Origin of the sequence: Frankia umida (assembly GCF_023242945.1) — a bacterium.
Classification (GTDB): Bacteria; Actinomycetota; Actinomycetes; order Frankiales; family Frankiaceae; genus Frankia; species Frankia umida.
The window spans coordinates 15,014-32,189 of the sequence record NZ_JALKFT010000024.1; the positions used below are offsets into that span (position 1 = coordinate 15,014).

Below are 17,176 nucleotides of genomic sequence, written 5' to 3' on the forward strand. Positions count from 1 at the left end.
GTCGGTGAGCTGCGGCTGGTCCTGCACGCGGCGACTGTACGGGGTGGTGGGGGAGACTGATGTCCGTGCCTTTGCTGCCCTCCCATCGTCGTCTGCCGGATATTCCGCTGGAACCGGGCGAGTTCACCGAAGTCGTGCTGCGTGGCCGGTTGACCGACCCCGAGGGGGCGGGTCGGTTCGTGGCCAGGGCGGAGACCTTCGTCGGACGTCGGGTGGGCGCGTCCCGCTGGATCGTGCTGACCGATCGTCGGCTGCTGGTCGTCGCACCGTTTCCCCGCGAGGGCGACTGGTTCGACGTCGTGTTCGACCGCCGGGAGGTGACGGCGTCCCGTGGGGTTCGACATGGGGATGTCATCACCGTGGAGCTGACCTCGCCACGCGGACCACAGGTGCTGCGGGTTCCGGTCCGGCTGCGGTCGGAGGTCGCCCGATTCATTCGGGCGCTGCGCCGGTGAAGCCGGCGAAGGGTGGGCGCGGCGGACCGATGTCGCCTGCCGGCCGATAGGGTCAGCGGGGAACCCACGGCGGGCGTGACGATGTCGCCACGGAGGACGGCGCCGCGCACTGTGCCGGTGTCCGAGCCGTCGGCGGCGGACGTCCGCGGCCCGGTGGGCCGAACCGGACAGCGATGGGAACGACGGACCGATGACTACAACCCAGCCGGCCACCGGCGAGCTACCGACCGCGGGATCGAAGGATTCCCAGGCAGCCGGGCGGCGCACCGCCATGCGCACCCACCTGTGCGGTGATCTGCGGGCCGATCATGTCGGGGAGACGGTGTCGGTCTGCGGCTGGGTGGCGCACCGCCGCCAGCACGGCGCGGCACTGACCTTCGTCGACCTGCGGGATCACTCCGGGCTCGTCCAGGTCGTCGTCGACGGTTCGGTCGACGTCCGCTCGGAGTACGTGCTGCGGATCACCGGGACCGTGGTGATCAGGCCCGAGGGAACGTCGAACCCGGGGCTGGCCACCGGCGAGATCGAGCTGCGTGACTGCGCGGTGGAGATCCTCTCGACCGCCATCCCGCCGCCGTTCCCGCTCGACGACCGGGCCGACGCGGTGGAGGAATCCACCCGGTTGACCTACCGTTACCTCGACCTTCGGCGCGAGCGGATGCAGCGCAACCTGCGTACCCGCTCGGCGGTGCTGGGTGCGATGCGGGCTGCGCTGGCACCGCTGAACTTCGTCGAGGTCGAGACGCCGCTGCTCATGCCGTCCACGCCGGAGGGGGCGCGGGAGTTCATCGTCCCGTCCCGGCAGTTCCCGGGCAGTTTCTACGCGCTGCCGCAGTCGCCGCAGCTGTTCAAGCAGCTGCTCATGGTCGGCGGCACCGACCGCTACTTCCAGTTCGCCCGCTGTCTGCGCGACGAGGACCTGCGCGCCGACCGGCAGTACGAGTTCACCCAGCTCGACATCGAGATGAGCTTCGTCGACCAGGACGACGTGCTGGACGTGATCAGCGCCGCGGTCCTCGCCGCCGCCCGTACGGTGGTGGGCCGCCGCGACGCGGGTGACGCGGGCGACGGGGGTGGCGCGGGCGGTGAGGTGCCGCCGATCGAGCGGATCACCTGGCACGAGGCGATGAACCGGTTCGGGGTGGACAAGCCGGACCTGCGTTTCGGCCTGGAACTGGTCGAACTGACCGCGATCTTCACGGACAGCGGTTTCAAGGCGTTCGCCGGCGCGGCCTCGATCAAGGGCATCCGGGTGCCCGGCGGCTCGGCGAGCCACAACCGCCGGCGCCTGGACGACCTCACCGACCGGGCCAAGTCGTTGGGTGCCAAGGGCCTGGTGTGGATGCGGGTCGGCGCGCAGGGCGCGCTCGAGTCGCCGGTGCGCAAGTTCCTCTCCGACACCGAGGCCGCCGGCATCGTCGAGGCGACCTCGGCGGTCGAAGGGGACCTGCTGCTCCTCGTCGCCGACGAATGGGCCACCACCTGCGAGGTACTCGGGCAGCTCCGCAACGATCTCGGACGTCCCCCCGCCGGCCAGGGGCCGCTGCGGTTCGTCTGGGTGGTCGACTTCCCGCTGTTCGTCGGGATCGACGCGGCGACCGGACGGCCCAAACCCGGTCATCACCCCTTCACTCGACCGCATCCCGACGACCTGGACAAGATGGAATCCGACCCGCTCTCGGTGCGTAGCCGGGCCTATGACCTGGTGCTCAACGGGTGGGAACTCGGTTCCGGTTCGATCCGGATCCACGAGAGCGAGCTGCAGCAGCGCATCTTCGGCCTGCTGGGCATCACCCCCGAGGAGGCCAACGCCCGCTTCGGCTTCTTCCTCACCCCGTTCGGATACGGCGCCCCGCCGCACGGCGGCTTCGCCGTCGGCATCGACCGGCTGGTCGCGATCCTCGCGGGGGAGGAGAACATCCGCGAGGTGATCGCCTTCCCGAAGACCCAGTCGGGTCTGGACCCCCTGACCGGCGCGCCGACGCCGGTCGCCGACCGTCAGCTGCGTGAGCTCGGGGTTCGGGTCGTGGCCGGGGCCGGGGCATCGGATCGACCCACCGCCTCGGCTGGATCCGCTGCTTCGGCTGGAAGTGGGGCCTCGGCTGGATCTGGGGTGTAGTCGGGCGGATAACGGGGGGCCGAAGGGGTAGTCACCACCTGCCATCCGCGTGCGTGGCGGATCGGCGACGGCTGCCCAAGGCCGAGATCGGCCCCGATCCGAGGAGCCCGCGTGCGGATCCCCTTCTCATCGTCCACGAGCTCGAGTCTTGGCATCGAGTGGGAGCTGCAGCTGGTCGATTATCAGAGCCGGCAGCTGCGCGGCGACGCCGCGGTGATCCTCGACGAGCTACGCGCCAAGGTCGGCGAGCGGGAGGCGGCGAAGGCCAAGCACGAGCTCTTCGACTCCACGATCGAGGTGATCACCGGCGTCTGCGGATCGGTGGGTGAGGCCACCACCGATCTCGCCGGCACCATCTCGGTGCTGCGCGACCTGGCGGAACGACGCGGCGTGGGCCTGATGTGCAGCGGCACCCATCCGATCAGCGACTACGCCAGTCAGCGGATCACCGAGGACGAGCGATACGCCACGCTTGTCTCGCAGATGCAGTGGATGGCCCGGCGGCTGCTGATCTTCGGGGTGCACGTGCACGTCGGCGTGCGATCGCCGGACAAGGCCATGCCCATCGTGAACGCTCTGATGGCCTACATCCCACACTTTCTGGCGCTGTCCGCCTCGTCGCCCTACTGGCTGGGTGACGACACCGGGCTCGCCTCCTCCCGGTCGCAGGTGTTCGCGAGCCTGCCGACCGCCGGGCTGCCCTACCCGCTCGACGACTGGCCCGGGTTCGAGGCCTTCATGGGAACACTGATCGCCTCGGGGACCATCGAGACGATCCGTGAGATCTGGTGGGACATCCGTCCACATCCGAACTTCGGCACCGTGGAGCTGCGCATCTGCGACGGGCTGCCCACCCTGATGGAGGTCGGGGCGGTCGCAGCCCTCGCCCAGTGCCTCGTGGACCGGATGAACACCCAGATCGACCGCGGCTACCGACTGCCCGCGCCGAAGCGCTGGCTCGTCCAGGAGAACAAGTGGCGCGCGGCGCGTTACGGACTCGACGCGCAGATCATGATCGACGCGCAGGGCGCGGTCCGATCCGTCCGCGACGACATCATCGACCTGGTGGAGGATCTTCTTCCGGTCGCGCATCGGCTCGGCTGCGCCGGGGAGCTGGCGGACGTCCTGGCGATCGTCGAGATCGGAGGAAGTTCCACCCGCCAGCGCGAGGTCGCCCGGCGGGCCGGCGGGGATCTCCTTCCGGTCGTCGATACCCTCCTGGCGGAGATGGAGGCCGGCCATCCGATCGTGGACCGACCGGCCGCGTCCCGGGTGACCTCACCGCCGTCCGGTCCGGTATCGCCGTCCGGTCCGGTACCCGCCTCCGGTGTGGTCCTGGGTCTGTGACGAGTGGCTCTGGGGGTAACAGGATTGGGGAGTGGCAGGGAGGTGCCCGACCAGCAGATACAGGCGGATGGCATCGCCGCGGTCACCAGGTGGCTGGCCGTCCACGAATCCGAGCTGATCGCGCTGCGCCGGGATCTGCACGCCCATCCGGAGCTCGGCCGACAGGAACGCCGCACCACCGGGCAGGTGGAAGCCAGGCTGCAGGCGGTCGGGTTGGACCCGCGGCGGCTGCCGGACGTTCCCGGTCTGTGGTGTGACATCGGGGCCGACGCGGAGGGCGATCCCGCGGTTCCGGTGGTGCTGGTGCGGGCTGACATGGATGCGTTGCCGCTGCCGGACTCCAAGGATGTGCCCTACCGTTCGACGGTGCCTGGCGTCACCCATGCCTGCGGTCACGACGTGCACACGGTGGTGACCCTCGGGGTGGGCCTGGCGCTCGCCGAGTACGCACGTGCCGTCGCGCTGCCCGGGACCGTGAGACTGGTGTTCCAACCCGCCGAGGAGCTGATGCCCGGTGGTGCCCTGGACGTGATCGACGCGGGCGTGCTCAAACCCGTGTCCGCGGCCATCGCCGTTCACTGCGATCCGGCTCTGGACGTGGGCACCATCGGACTGCGCACCGGTCCGATCACCTCGGCCGCCGACGCTCTCGAGATCACCCTGGCGGGGCCAGGTGGCCACACCTCGCGCCCGCAGAACACGGTGGACCTGATCTACGCGATGGTGCGTCTGGCCGCAGACCTGCCGGCCGCGCTCGGGCGCCTGGTCGATCCACGGTCAGCACTGTCCCTGGTCTGGGGGCAGATCCAGGCTGGTACCGTCGCCAACGCCATCCCACGCTCCGGCCAGCTGCGCGGCACCCTGCGCACCCTGTCCCGGGAGACCTGGGATGCGGTTCCGGAGCTGGTGACCCGGCTCGCGGAGGAGCTGGTCGCCCCGTATGGCGCGCAGATCGTGGTCGACTACCGCCGCGGCGTGCCCCCGGTGGTCAACAGCGCCCAGGTCGTCGACGTCTTTCAGCAGGTCGTCGATGTCTCGCTGGGGCACGGCGCCTCGGCCACGGTGGCGCAGTCACTCGGCGGCGAGGACTTCGGCTGGTATCTCAACCACGTCCCGGGCGCCCTGGCCCGGCTGGGTACCCGTGTGCCCGGCGGACCCACCTACGATCTTCACCAGGGCGCCTTCGACGTGGACGAGCGGGCCATCGGCGTGGGGGTGCGCCTGCTGGCCGGGTCCGCCCTCGAGCTGCTGCGGCGCCATCGGCCGCCGGCCACCGGCTGAGTACCCCCTCGCCGCGACCGCGCTACGCGGTCGGCCGGGAACGCAGCTCGCTGACGTAGTCGGCAGGCGCACCAGCCTTCTCCGCCGAGTCTGCGATCATGTTCAGGTACCAGAGGGACGGGAGCCCGCCCTCGTAGGAGTTCAACACGTACGTCCAGGCGAGGGCTTCGCCGTCAAGGGTGTGCACGCGGACACGGATGCGGGTGTAGAGCCCGGTGTCCGCTCCCTCCCAGATGTCAAGCCGCTCCAGATCATAACGATCAAGATCGTAGAGAAGGGCGTAGGCGTGCGCGCCCGGCGCCTCGACGATGGTCGCGAGGGCGCCGTCCCACCCGACGTCCTCGCCGCCAAAGGTCAACCGCCACCCGTTGATCCATCCGGTTCCGGTAACGGGCGAGTGGGGCGTCCGTTTCTTCATCTGCGCCGGATCGAGGTTGCCGGCGTATGCCGCGTACAAGGTCATTGTGGTCTCTCGGGAGTGACGGTGCGTTGCCAGGGCTACAGGTTGCTGGTCGGTACTGGAACCTTCGCGATCTACGGCACTCTCCCCGCGGAGACTCCGCCTGCGATCCTACGGAGCTGTCCGTACCAGGAGGAGCAGTGCCATCCAGGAGGGGGAAGATAAGAGCAGGACTGGTCGGGATCGGAGGGCTCGTGACACGCATTGTCATTCTCGGTGGAGGTCCAGGGGGCTACGAGGCGGCACTGGTCGCGGCATCCCTGGGCGCCTCCGTGACAGTTGTTGACTCGGACGGCATCGGTGGCGCCTGTGTGCTCACGGACTGCGTTCCTTCGAAGGCGCTCATCGCGACCTCGGAGACCATGACAAATCTCGCACTTGCTCCGGGTCTGGGTATCCGCCCGCACGGTCCCGGTGTGACTGCGGACACCTCGAGCCCGGCGGTCGCCTGGGGGATGCCGAGCGGCTCGGATTCGGGTACGCCCGCTCTCACTCCACCCGAGGTGGTCGGAGTCGACCCCGTGCAGGTCTACGAGCGGGTCCGGGAACTCGCCAAGGCGCAGTCCCTGGACATCGAGCGGCGACTCGAACGCGAGAAGGTCGAGATCGTGCACGCCACCGGTCGCCTCGTCGGCCCGCATGCGATCGAGGCGAGCAACGGTGAGACCTTTGTGGGCGACGTCGTGCTTGTCGCGACGGGTGCCGCACCCCGAATCCTGTCCAGCGCACAGCCGGATGGTGAGCGGATACTTACCTGGCGTCATCTCTACGACCTCAAGGAAATTCCGGAGCATCTCGTCGTTGTCGGCTCCGGGGTGACCGGCGCCGAGTTCGCAAGCGCGTACCGGGCTCTGGGCGCGGAGGTCACCCTGGTGTCCTCCCGAGATCGGGTCCTGCCGGGTGAGGACCTCGACGCGGCCCGGGTCATCGAAGACGTGTTTGTCCGCCGGGGAATCGAGGTGCTCAATCGTTCACGGGCCTCCTCGGTGCGGCGGATAGGCGACGGAGTCATCGTCGAGCTTTCTGATGGTCGGACCGTTGCAGGTAGCCACGCTCTCATGGCCGTCGGTTCCGTGCCGAGAACGCGGGATCTTGGCCTTACTGACGTGGGTGTGCGGCTCGGGCCGGGTGGCCACGTCGGTGTCGACCGGATGTCGCGTACCTCGGTACCCGGTGTCTACGCCGCCGGCGACTGCACCGGTGTTCTGCCACTGGCCTCGGTCGCGGCCATGCAGGGCCGAATCGCCATGTGGCACGCACTCGGTGAGGCGGTAAGCCCGCTGCGGCTCGGAACGGTCTCCTCGAACATCTTCACCGAGCCCGAGATCGCGACCGTGGGCATGAGCCAGGTCATGAAGGACGCCGGCGCGGTCGCCGCGGAAGTAACCACCGTGCCACTTTCGCGAAACCCCCGCGCCAAGATGATGGGTATCCAGGACGGCTTCGTCAAGCTCTTCTGTCGACCCGGAAGCGGCAGTGTTCTTGGCGGTGTCATCGTGGCGCCACGGGCATCCGAGCTCATTCTCTCCGTGTCTCTTGCCGTTGAAAACGGGCTCACGGTCGACCAGATCGCCCATACGTTCTCCATCTATCCTTCGCTCTCCGGCTCGATCACCGAAGCGGCGCGGGTCCTGCGACCACGTGACTTCTTTGCTGGATTCGACAACCCTTCCTGAGGCGTGGCTTGGGCGCCTGTAGTCCTGGCTCCTGAAGAACCGCACTGGGTCCTGAAGGGCCGTGGGGGCTCCTGAAGAAGCGCGGGTGGTGCACATCATCGTCAGCCAGCATGGCGGAGCTGGGCGTGGCGCCATGCTGGTTATCCGATGGCCTCCTCAGCATAGGCGAGATTTTCCCTGAGATCCACCATCGGTTGGAGTCCATTTCCCTCGACCGTGTGGTCGCCATTTCCTCGAACTTGCAGTCGGGCCGTGTGGGACGGCCAGGATTTGGATTGCCGCTGGTGCTGTGGTCGTAGTGTCAGATGGAGTCGCGTGCATAGCCTCAAGTGTGATCGGGGGTTGCCAGGCGGCCGGTCGGCATCTACTATTCGAATGTACGTTCGATCATCGAGTCTGGAATCCGGTCCTTGTGCCGGCTCTCTCTTTCCGGTTTCTGTGGTCCGGTATCTGCTGTCGTCATCTTTTGAATGGGGGCTGTGATGGTGACGGGAACACGTGCGGCGCCAGCAGCGTCGGATGAGGAGGAGCGGGCGTGGTTGGCATCGGTGGAGGTCGGCGGTCGCCGGGTGGCGGATCTGATGGATGTGGACTGTCTCGCGTGGGATGAGGAGGTCGGGCGGCGGGTGGCGCGGGCGGAAGCGGAGCGCCTGCTGGTCCGCGCGCGCCTGACCGAGCTGCGCCCCGCTCCGGTGGATGCGGGGACGTCGCAGGGGCGCGGCGAGCAGCCCGGTGGTGGTGCGCAGGGTGGCGGCGAGCAGACCGGCGCCGGCGGGATGTGGGCCGAGCCGGGCCGGTGGGGCTACGACGAGTTCGTCGGCGAGGAGGTCGCGCTCCGCGCGCGGCTGTCACCTTCCGAAGGTGGGAGGCAGACGGCGTTCGCGGTTCGGGTTGTACGGCGGCTGCCCGCCGGGGTGAAGGCGCTGTGGGACAGGCGGATCGATCTGGCCCGTCTCGTGGCGTTGGACCGGCTGACCGCCCCACTCGACGGCTCGCTCGTCGCGCAGGTTGTCGGCCCGGTGTTGGCCAAGGGTGGCCGGCCGAGCCTGAAGGCGTTCGAGCAGGCGGTGCGCCGCCGGGTCCTGGTGGTCGATCCGGATGGGGCGGCGCGGCGTCAGAAGGCGGCCGAAGGTACCCGGCGCGTCGAGGCACGCACGGAGCCCGACGGCATGGGCCGTCTGGCGATGTTCCTGCCCGCGCTGCGCATGCTGGCGGTGTGGGCGCGCATCGACCGGCTGGCCCGGCAGGCTGGTACCGGCGACGCTCGCAGTCTCGATGTGGCGTACGCGCTGCTGATGGGCGAAAGCCTGGGCCGTGTCAACCTGGAGATGCAGGTGATCGTCCCGGTGGAGACGCTGCTGGGGCTGGCGGAGCGCCCAGGTGAGATCCCTGGATACGGGCCCGTCCCAGCGGAGATCGTTCGGGAGATGAGCCAGGACCCGCGGTGCACCTGGCGGCAGATGCTGACCCGGCGGGAGACCGGAGAACTCGTCGGTCTCGGGCGTCGCCGGTTTCCGCCCGCCGCCCTGGCGCGGCATGTGCGAGCGCGCAACAGCCAGTGCGTCCTGCCGGGCTGCAACACCCCCGCGGGCAGCAGCGATCTTGATCACACGGTGGCCTGGTTCGACGGTGGGCTCACCGAGAACGGCAATCTTGCGCCCCTCTGCCGCAGACACCATCGGATGCTGGGTCGCTACAAGCAGCGGCCCGACCAGGCGTCGGAGCACGGGGCGAGACAGCGGTGGCTCGTCGAACAGGGCGAGCCCGGTCACATGACGTGGACGACCCCTACCGGGGGCGAGTACCACACGCACCCTGACAACTACACAGAGAGGTAGTGGCGGGCGGCGGGCGGCCTCAGCCCGCTTCCTGTGGGTCATCCGGTGGCGGGAGGACGGGCGGGAAGCCGTGCTGTTCGAGGCGCCGGTTGCGGAAGTAGCTGCTGGTGGCGAAGCCAAGACCCAGACCTGCGGCCAGGAGGAGCCCGACGGCGATGCCACGAACCGCCGGCTGGCCGGGAAGCAGCGCGAAGACCACGGCGAAGGGCAGGAGAAGAAGGGGCGGGCGGATGGCCTGCCGGACCCGCCACCCGGGCCCGGTCAGATCATGCGAGACCCACGCGCGGTACGTCGGCGGCAACGTGCCACCGAGAAGGTAGTGGATTCGGCCGGTCAGTGGCGGCCGGTGTGTGCCAGCACCTGGTGTGCCAGCACCGTCCACCGCCGTAGCCCCATCCCGACCGCCCACCGGCGGGCTGTCCTCACTGCCGCTCATACCCGCAGCTTACGAAGCGGCCAGGCGGAGCGAGGACAGCGACCGGCGAACAGGTGGCATCTAGTCCTTGATCTCACAAAGGACAGCCCCGCTGGTGACAACCGAGCCGACGGCCGCGGCGAGATCGGTGATCTTTCCGTCGCGGTGGGCGTTGATCGGCTGCTCCATCTTCATCGCCTCCAGGACGACGATGAGGTCGCCGGTCGCGACCGTGTCACCCTCGCTGACCGCCACCTTCACGATGGTGCCCTGCATGGGGCTCGTCAGCGCGTCCCCGGTGACCTTCGCGGCCGCGGCCCCGCGGGAGCGTCGCTTGGGTGCCGCGCCCCTGCCGGTTCCCGTGGCGGCCGTCGCGGCGCCGAGGCCGGCCGGGAGCACCACTTCGAGGCGCTTGCCACCTACCTCGACGACAACGGTCTGCCGTTCGGGTGCGGTGGTGTCCGCGTCGGTGCCGCCGGTGAACGCGGGAATGGTGTTGTCGAACTCCGTCTCGATCCACCGGTTGTGGATGCGGAACGGTTCCGCAGTGTCATCCGGGGCGAAAGCCTGATCCCGGACGACGGCGCGGTGGAACGGCAGGGCAGTCGCCATGCCGTCGACGACCATCTCGTCGAGGGCGCGCCGGGCGCGCTCGAGCGCTTCCTGGCGGGTGGCACCGGTGATGATGAGCTTGGCGAGCAGCGAGTCGAACGCGCCCCCGATGACGCTGCCGCTCTCGATTCCGGTGTCCAGCCGCACGCCGGGGCCGGCCGGTGAGACGAACGTGGTGACGGTGCCGGGCGCGGGCAGGAAGTTACGCCCCGGGTCCTCACCGTTGATCCGAAACTCGAACGAGTGGCCGCGGGGAGCGGGATCGGTGAAGTCGAGGGCTTCGCCCTCGGCGATCCGGAACTGGGCGCGAACCAGGTCGACACCGGAGACCTCCTCGGTCACCGGGTGCTCCACCTGCAGGCGCGTGTTGACCTCAAGGAAGCTGATCATGCCGTCGCGGGCGACCAGGAACTCGACCGTGCCAGCCCCCACATAGCCGGCCTTGCGGCAGATCGCCTTCGAGGCGTCATAGAGCGCGGCGAGCTGCGTTTCCGAGAGGAAGGGCGCCGGGGCCTCCTCGACCAGCTTCTGGTAGCGCCGTTGCAGCGAGCAGTCACGGGTGCCGACGACGACCACATTGCCATGGGTGTCCGCGAGCACCTGGGTCTCGACATGCCGTGGCTGGTCGAGGTAACGCTCGACGAAGCACTCGCCGCGGCCGAAGGCGGCAACCGCCTCACGCACGGCGCTGTCGAACAGCTCGGGCAGTTCCTCCGCGGTCCAGGCGACCTTGAGACCCCGCCCGCCACCACCGAACGCCGCCTTGATCGCGACTGGCAGGCCGTACTGGTTGGCGAACTCGATGACCTCACCGACTCCCGCCACCGGATCGGCGGTGCCAGGTGCCAGCGGGGCGCCGACCTCCAGCGCGATGTGACGGGCGGCGGTCTTGTCGCCGAGGCGTCGGATGGCCTCGGGCGGCGGGCCGATCCAGGTGAGGCCGGCGGCGATCACAGCCTCGGCGAAGTCGGCGTTCTCGGAAAGAAAGCCGTACCCCGGATGGACGGCGTCGGCACCCGATGCCTTACAGACATCCAGAATCTTGTCGATACGCAGGTAAGAGTCGCCGGGAGTGTTCCCGCCGAGGGCGAAAGCCTCGTCGGCGACACGCACGTGCAGTGCGTCGATATCCGGTTCCGCGTAGACCGCGACGCTGGTGTATCCGGCGTCGCGGCAGGCACGAGCCACCCGGACCGCGATCTCACCTCGGTTGGCAATGAGGATCTTACGCACGCTGCTCCCGTCCTCTTCCGGCCTGCCTGATGTTAGGCGAGTCGGTCCGCGCTGCTCGCTGTCGTTCAACCCTGATGTGATGCCACGGACATGTCACGTGAGTGATGGCATCCGCTCACCATCCCGCGCGGGTGCGCACACCCGGGCTCAGCCCGGAAAGACGCCACGCGCCTGCTCCAACGTGGAGTGGTCCGCGGTGGCCCTGCGTGGGATCGGCCCACGGGGACCGGACGGGGGGCGGCGGCGGTGCGGCGGCGGTCGCCTGGGCCGCCAGCAGCGCCACCACCGCGGCGATCTCCTCCGGAGTGGCGTTTCCGCGGATGAGCCGAAGCGTCGGCCGATCCGGCTGCCCGTCCTGGTCCTGGGCCACGTTCCTCTCCCTGCTCGACGTGTACCGGCGAAAACGCCGGCGCTGGAGTGCACGCGTCGTCGTCGCGACGCTCGGTCCGTGCCCTAGAGCGGGATGTTTCCGTGCTTCTTCGGCGGCAGCGACTCACGCTTGGTGCGCAGCAGCCGGAGCGCCCGGATGATGGCACGGCGCGTCTCCGACGGGTTGATCACGGCGTCGAGGTAGCCACGTTCCGCCGCGATGTACGGAGTGGCGAAGTGATCGGTGTAGTCCTCGATCAGCTCGGCACGGCGGGTGTCCGAGGACTCGGACTTGGCCAGCTCGCGACGGTAGATGATGTTGACAGCGCCGCGGGCACCCATGACCGCGATCTCCGCGGTCGGCCAGGCCAGGTTGATGTCGGCCCGCAGGTGCTTGGAGCCCATGACGTCGTAGGCGCCGCCGTAGGCCTTGCGGGTGATGACGGTGACCTTGGGGACCGTCGCCTCCGCATAGGCGTAGATCAGCTTCGCGCCGCGGCGGATGATTCCGTTCCACTCCTGGGATGTACCCGGCAGGAAGCCCGGCACGTCGACGAGCGTGAGAACGGGAATGTTGAACGCGTCGCAGGTGCGGACGAAACGGGCGGCCTTCTCGCTCGCGTCGATGTCCAGGGTGCCGGCGAACTGCATCGGCTGGTTGGCGACCACGCCGACCGAACGGCCGTCGATCCGGCCGAAGCCGACGATCAGGTTCTGTGCGAACTGCGCGTGGACCTCGAGGAAGTCACCGTCGTCGGTGAGTCGCTCGATGATCAGGTGCATGTCGTACGGCGTGTTGGGCGAGTCCGGGATGAACGTGTCGAGATCCGGATCGAGCTCCGCGTCCAGGTCGTCCACGGGCTCGTAGGCCGGTGCCTCCTCGAGGTTGTTCGAGGGGAGGTAGGACAGCAGGGCCCGAGCCAGCTCAAGGCATTCGGCCTCGTCCGCGGACTGGAAGTGGGCGACACCGCTGCGCGAGTTGTGGGTGGTGGCTCCGCCGAGCTCCTCCATCCCGACGTCCTCGCCGGTGACCTCCTTGATGACGTCCGGGCCGGTGATGAACATGTGGCTCGTCTGGTCGACCATCAGAGTGAAGTCGGTGATCGCGGGGGAGTACACCGCGCCGCCCGCGCATGGGCCCATGATCAGGGAGAGCTGGGGGACGACACCCGACGCCATGACGTTGCGGTAGAAGATCTCGCCGTACAGACCGAGGGAGACGACTCCCTCCTGGATGCGGGCACCGCCGGAGTCGTTGAGGCCGACGACCGGGGAGCCGGTCTTGAGCGCCAGGTCCATGACCTTGACGATTTTCTCGCCGAAGACCTCGCCCAGGCTGCCGCCGAAGACGGTGAAGTCCTGGCTGAACACGCAGACCTGCCGGCCCTCGACCGTGCCGTAGCCGGTGACGACACCGTCCCCGTACGGACGGTTGGCCTGGACGCCGAAATCATGTGCCCGGTGGCGGGCGAACGCGTCGGTCTCCACGAACGAGCCGGGATCAAGGAAGGCCTCGATCCGCTCTCGTGCCGTCATTTTGCCCTTGGCATGCTGCGCATCCACGGCCCGCTGGGATCCAGCGTGGACAGCCTCATCGTTCACACGCCGCAGTTGAGCAAGTCGCCCTGCGGTGCTGCGCGGGTCGGGAGCGGAATCCTCAGCGGACACGGGAAGAGCCATAGGCCGCAGCGTACGACCCCTGCGCGTCCACGCGCTCGAGACATGTGGAGTTGATCTCATCGATTGCGCTACTTCGCTCTGACCAGGGCCGTCCGGTCGTATCGCGCGTCACAGTATGCGCGTTTTGCTGTCGTCGGTGGTGCTGGAACAACTAGGGGGGTGGCTTGCCGGCGGGGACCGTCAGAACCCGGCCCGCGGCCGCCGATGGGTGGGCGTGGCACGGTCGCTTCTGTCACGCTGTGCCGGTGCACGTGCCTTCGGATGCCATCAGTCCCGATGCCCCCGTCGCCCCACGCGCGTCCGACGGGGGAGCTGCCCGGGTAAGCGCGGCGCCGAAGCGCATCGCGGACGCGACGCCGGCCCGTCCGCTGCTTGATGCGCCCCGGCTGGCGGACTTCCTCTCCGCGGCCGGCACCGACTTCGGGCTTACGGTCGTATCCGAGATCGACTCCACGAACGCCGCCCTGGTGCGGGTGGCCCGCGCGCAGACCGCCGCCACGGCACCCACCGAGACCAGCCCGACCAGTCCGACCGAGGCGGAGCTTGCCGAGGTGGGCCGCCGGTGGCGGCAGGTGGACGCGCCGCGTGGCCATGTGCTGGTCGCCGAGCGGCAGGTGGCGGGTCGCGGTCGGCTTGATCGGAGCTGGGAGTCGCGGGTCGGCGCCGGGCTCACCGTGTCGCTGCTCGTGCGTCCCATGGTTGAACCGGCGCGCCTGGGCTGGTTGCCGATGGTGGTGGGCACCGCGCTGGTGTCAGCGGTGCGCCGGGTGACCGGCGTCACGGCCTCGCTGAAATGGCCCAACGATCTGCTCGTTGACGGTGCGAAGCTCGCCGGCATCCTGGTGGAACTGGTGCCAGCCCCGGCGATACCGCCCGCCGCGGTGATCGGCTTCGGTCTGAACGTCCACGCGCAGTCCGACGAGCTGCCACCACGGTCGACGAGCCTGAGCCTGTGCGGCGCCCCCACGAGCGCGCTCGACCGCACCACGCTGCTCGGCGAGCTCCTCACCGAGCTCGCCGGCGCCCTGGTCCGGTGGGAGCGTGACCCGATGTCGGCCCGCGCCGACTATCTGGCCGTCTGTGCCACGATCGGTCGCCGGGTGCGGGTCGAACTGCCTGGCGGACGGACTCATCTCGGCACGGCGATGGACGTGGACGCCGAGGGGCGACTGGTCGTCGACGGCCACCCCTTCAGCGCGGGAGACGTCGTCCACCTGCGCTGACCGGGCCGGCAACGTGGGGGCGAAGCGGGACGCGGGCCGGTCAGGCGGGATGCGGGTGGCCAGGAAGCAGGCCCGCGAGGTTCGGCGATCTCGTTTGGTGAGCCCGGTGGGCAACGCGCGGGAGGGTCACGTGTGGTCCGATGAAGGAAGGTGCGACGATCGTCGGCGTGGCGTTTCCCGACGATATCCTCGCCCCGGACGAAGAGGTGGTCGTCCACCTCCATCCGCACTGGGTCAGTCTGGTCGGTCCGGCACTGTGGACGGTGGCGGCCCTGCTTTTCGCGGTGCTCGGTGTCTTCTTCGCGCCCGGTGGCTTTCTCCAGAAACCAATCCAGTACCTGGTGCTGATCGTGGCGTTGGGCCTCATCGGCTATCGGGGTGCGCTGCCCTGGCTACGGCAGCTGACCACGCACTACGTCATCACCAGCCAGCGCCTTGTGGTGCGCGAGGGTCTGCTGACCCGGGCCGGCCGCGATGTTCCGGTTTCCTGGCTCGTCGGCACGACCGTCCAGCAGAGCCTGTTCGAGCAGTGGGTGGGCTCAGGGCGACTCGTCGTCGAGACGGCTGGCCAGCGGGGCCGGATCACGCTGTCCTGCATGCCGCATGTCGAACGCATGCAGGAGATGCTGGCCGAGCTCGCCGCGCCCTATCAGGGGCGCGGCTCAGGTGATCCTCGGCGGGGCGGATGGAATCCCGGCCAGTGATCGGCGGCCAGCGAGCGGCGGCGGATCGGCGCCAGCGGCGGGCGGCGCGCCGCGGAGCGTGCGGATCAGATCGGGTCGTAGACGCGCCACCAGGCGAGGAACTGGTCGGCGTCGGGTAGCTCGGCGGTGAAGCCGAGCCGGGAGTCGTCCACCGTCCAGTAGACCGCGAAACGGCCAGGGGTGACCCGGCAGACGAAGCTGCCGCGGCGGTGGGCGGTCCGTGCCCAGCGTTCCACCCCGCTGCGGCCGTGGGCGCAGGTGGTACCGGGATCGGAGCCGGTCAGTCCGACCGAGCGTTCGCGCAGGTCGGCCTGGAGAGCTTCGGCGGTCCCGTAGCTGATGACGGACAGCTGCTCGGGTGCGCTCGCCGCGGTGGAGCCGCCCGGTGCGCAGCTCACCGCCGCCACCACCCCGTCCCCGTCCCGCGACGCCGAGCGGCAGTCGGTGACGGTGAAGGGGAGCAGCGCCGCGACCAGGTCGGCGTCGGCCGGCTCCAGGCTCGGCGTGGACGTCGCACCGGCACCCCCCGCGGTACCTGTCACCGAGGGGGGTGCGGTGGTCGAGTCATCTCGGTCGCCGTCCGAACCGCCACCGGCTGTGACAGCCACGACGATGCCGACGGCCGCGAGGACGAGGACGAGGACGACCCCCATGGCGATGAGCATCCTGCGCCGCGGAGGACCGGGTCGACCATCCTGATTCGCACCGGGCCCGGGTTGTGAGGGGCCCGGGTCCTCGCCGGCACGCATCTAGTGGCGCAACGGATCGAACGAGTGCCACCAGGAGTTGAGCCGGGCGGGGTCCGGATCATCGACCGAGAACGCGACCAGTTGGGTGTCGGAGCTCCAGAACTCGTAGAAGTGATTGGCGAAGAAGTAGCAGAGCCGGGTGCCGCCGGGCTTGTCGGTGGGAGAGGTCCACCGTTCCGAGCTCTGCTGCCCGTCGTCGCAGGACCCTTCGTCCGAGTAGAACGCCTCGCGGGCACCGATCTGCCGGTCGAGCGCCGACCGGTTGGCGAAGTGGAACGCGGCGACCTGACGGTTACCGGGAGCCTTGCAGGTGAGTGTGGCGTCGGCGTAGGCGCTGTCGCTGCGGGTCGGTGTGGTGCAGCCGGACATCACGGCTGGGTTGAGCATGGCCCGAAGCGCCTCACGAGCATCGCCGACGGGGCCTCCGACCGGGCTCGCCGTCGCGATGGCCGGTGCCGCGTCGATGCTCGAGTCGGACTCCCCAGCGGCGAGGGCGAGGGCGCCGAACAGGACGACGAGCGCGACCAGCGCGCCGACACCGGCGAACAGCAGCCGCCGGTCGACGAGGATCTTGTGTCGGTTGTTCCGGTCAGGCCCGCCCGACCCCGGCGGCAGACCATTGGCGGTGGCCCCCGGAGACCCGTACGGTCCGCCGGGTGTGGGCAGCGGCGCCGGGGGAGCTGGTAGCCCGGGGAGAAGCCCGGGCAGCAGATCCTCTTCTTCGGGGTCCGCGTCGAAGCCGAGGTCGGGCGGCGCCGGACGCGCGACCGGATGGGTGACCGGGTGTGCGAACGAGCCCGGGGCCGCGGCGTCGGGTACCACCGGCAGCGGAAGACTGGTGAAACCCGATGTCACCTCCCGCTCGTCGTCCTGCTCATCCGTGGGGTTCGCAGGTCCTGTCAGCGCGGCAAGACCGGGCAGAGACCCAGGCCGACCCCCAGGACCGCCATACAGGCCAGGTCCGGTGGGTCCGATGGGCCGAATCGGTGCTCCCGGTGCGGGTCGACCCCCTGCC

At 69.4% G+C, this 17,176-nt stretch carries 15 protein-coding genes; 8 read left to right on the plus strand and 7 right to left on the minus strand.

Annotated elements, in window-relative coordinates; all coding sequences use genetic code 11:
• The first annotated feature begins 59 nt into the window (after window positions 1-59).
• From MXD59_RS19645 to MXD59_RS19660, 4 genes are all read left to right on the plus strand, one after another.
• A complete protein-coding gene (locus tag MXD59_RS19645) occupies window positions 60-455 on the plus strand; it encodes a hypothetical protein (protein ID WP_248826125.1) in 396 nt (131 codons plus the stop codon).
• A 190-nt stretch (window positions 456-645) separates the two neighbouring features.
• Complete coding sequence (aspS, locus tag MXD59_RS19650) at window positions 646-2,574, plus strand: aspartate--tRNA ligase (protein WP_248826126.1); 1,929 nt, start codon at window positions 646-648, stop codon at window positions 2,572-2,574.
• A 111-nt stretch (window positions 2,575-2,685) separates the two neighbouring features.
• Entirely contained in the window at window positions 2,686-3,921 is a 1,236-nt protein-coding gene (locus MXD59_RS19655) for a glutamate--cysteine ligase (RefSeq protein WP_248826127.1), read from the plus strand.
• Window positions 3,922-3,963: 42 nt separating this feature from the next.
• A complete protein-coding gene (locus tag MXD59_RS19660; protein ID WP_372512139.1) occupies window positions 3,964-5,202 on the plus strand; it encodes an amidohydrolase in 1,239 nt (412 codons plus the stop codon).
• Between the two features lie 22 nt (window positions 5,203-5,224).
• On the opposite strand, the gene MXD59_RS19665 is transcribed toward MXD59_RS19660, so the two are convergent.
• Entirely contained in the window at window positions 5,225-5,665 is a 441-nt protein-coding gene (locus tag MXD59_RS19665) for a gamma-glutamylcyclotransferase family protein (RefSeq protein WP_163547987.1), read from the minus strand.
• A gap of 191 nt (window positions 5,666-5,856) precedes the next feature.
• Here MXD59_RS19665 and MXD59_RS19670 point away from each other — a divergent pair, with 191 nt between their 5' ends.
• Both MXD59_RS19670 and MXD59_RS19675 read left to right on the plus strand, forming a co-directional pair.
• Window positions 5,857-7,338, plus strand: coding sequence for an NAD(P)H-quinone dehydrogenase (locus MXD59_RS19670; RefSeq protein ID WP_248826155.1), 1,482 nt, complete (start codon window positions 5,857-5,859; stop codon window positions 7,336-7,338).
• Between the two features lie 548 nt (window positions 7,339-7,886).
• Complete coding sequence (locus MXD59_RS19675; RefSeq protein ID WP_248826156.1) at window positions 7,887-9,176, plus strand: HNH endonuclease signature motif containing protein; 1,290 nt, start codon at window positions 7,887-7,889, stop codon at window positions 9,174-9,176.
• 19 nt (window positions 9,177-9,195) lie between these two features.
• Here MXD59_RS19675 and MXD59_RS19680 read toward each other — a convergent pair whose 3' ends face one another.
• The 4 genes from MXD59_RS19680 to MXD59_RS19695 form a co-directional block, all read right to left on the minus strand.
• Complete coding sequence (locus MXD59_RS19680; RefSeq protein WP_248826128.1) at window positions 9,196-9,612, minus strand: DUF5313 family protein; 417 nt, start codon at window positions 9,610-9,612, stop codon at window positions 9,196-9,198.
• 60 nt (window positions 9,613-9,672) lie between these two features.
• Complete coding sequence (locus MXD59_RS19685; protein WP_248826129.1) at window positions 9,673-11,436, minus strand: acetyl/propionyl/methylcrotonyl-CoA carboxylase subunit alpha; 1,764 nt, start codon at window positions 11,434-11,436, stop codon at window positions 9,673-9,675.
• Between the two features lie 115 nt (window positions 11,437-11,551).
• Window positions 11,552-11,806 (minus strand): acyl-CoA carboxylase subunit epsilon, encoded by a 255-nt coding sequence (locus MXD59_RS19690; RefSeq protein WP_163547982.1) that lies wholly within the window; start codon window positions 11,804-11,806, stop codon window positions 11,552-11,554.
• 83 nt (window positions 11,807-11,889) lie between these two features.
• A complete protein-coding gene (locus MXD59_RS19695) occupies window positions 11,890-13,485 on the minus strand; it encodes an acyl-CoA carboxylase subunit beta (protein ID WP_283097180.1) in 1,596 nt (531 codons plus the stop codon).
• 245 nt (window positions 13,486-13,730) lie between these two features.
• Here MXD59_RS19695 and MXD59_RS19700 point away from each other — a divergent pair, with 245 nt between their 5' ends.
• Window positions 13,731-14,708: a biotin--[acetyl-CoA-carboxylase] ligase gene (locus MXD59_RS19700; RefSeq protein ID WP_248826130.1), complete on the plus strand. Its 978-nt coding sequence runs from the start codon at window positions 13,731-13,733 to the stop codon at window positions 14,706-14,708.
• Between the two features lie 167 nt (window positions 14,709-14,875).
• Window positions 14,876-15,412 carry a PH domain-containing protein gene (locus MXD59_RS19705; RefSeq protein WP_248826131.1) on the plus strand — a complete coding sequence of 179 codons (537 nt, stop codon included), beginning with the start codon at window positions 14,876-14,878 and terminating at the stop codon, window positions 15,410-15,412.
• A gap of 65 nt (window positions 15,413-15,477) precedes the next feature.
• Here MXD59_RS19705 and MXD59_RS19710 read toward each other — a convergent pair whose 3' ends face one another.
• On the minus strand, window positions 15,478-16,065 hold the full coding sequence (locus MXD59_RS19710; protein ID WP_248826132.1) for a hypothetical protein: 588 nt from the start codon (window positions 16,063-16,065) through the stop codon (window positions 15,478-15,480).
• Between the two features lie 96 nt (window positions 16,066-16,161).
• A complete protein-coding gene (locus MXD59_RS19715) occupies window positions 16,162-17,016 on the minus strand; it encodes a hypothetical protein (RefSeq protein ID WP_248826164.1) in 855 nt (284 codons plus the stop codon).
• Window positions 17,017-17,176: the final 160 nt, after the last annotated feature.

Excerpts from the sequence above, each read along its gene's own strand:
- aspS (WP_248826126.1), top strand. The coding sequence starts at position 646 with ATGACTACAACCCAGCCGGCCACCGGCGAGCTACCGACCGCGGGATCG.
- MXD59_RS19695 (WP_283097180.1), bottom strand. The coding sequence starts at position 13,485 with ATGGCTCTTCCCGTGTCCGCTGAGGATTCCGCTCCCGACCCGCGCAGC.
- MXD59_RS19665 (WP_163547987.1), bottom strand. The coding sequence starts at position 5,665 with ATGACCTTGTACGCGGCATACGCCGGCAACCTCGATCCGGCGCAGATG.
- MXD59_RS19710 (WP_248826132.1), bottom strand. The coding sequence starts at position 16,065 with ATGGGGGTCGTCCTCGTCCTCGTCCTCGCGGCCGTCGGCATCGTCGTG.
- MXD59_RS19645 (WP_248826125.1), top strand. The coding sequence starts at position 60 with ATGTCCGTGCCTTTGCTGCCCTCCCATCGTCGTCTGCCGGATATTCCG.
- MXD59_RS19680 (WP_248826128.1), bottom strand. The coding sequence starts at position 9,612 with ATGAGCGGCAGTGAGGACAGCCCGCCGGTGGGCGGTCGGGATGGGGCT.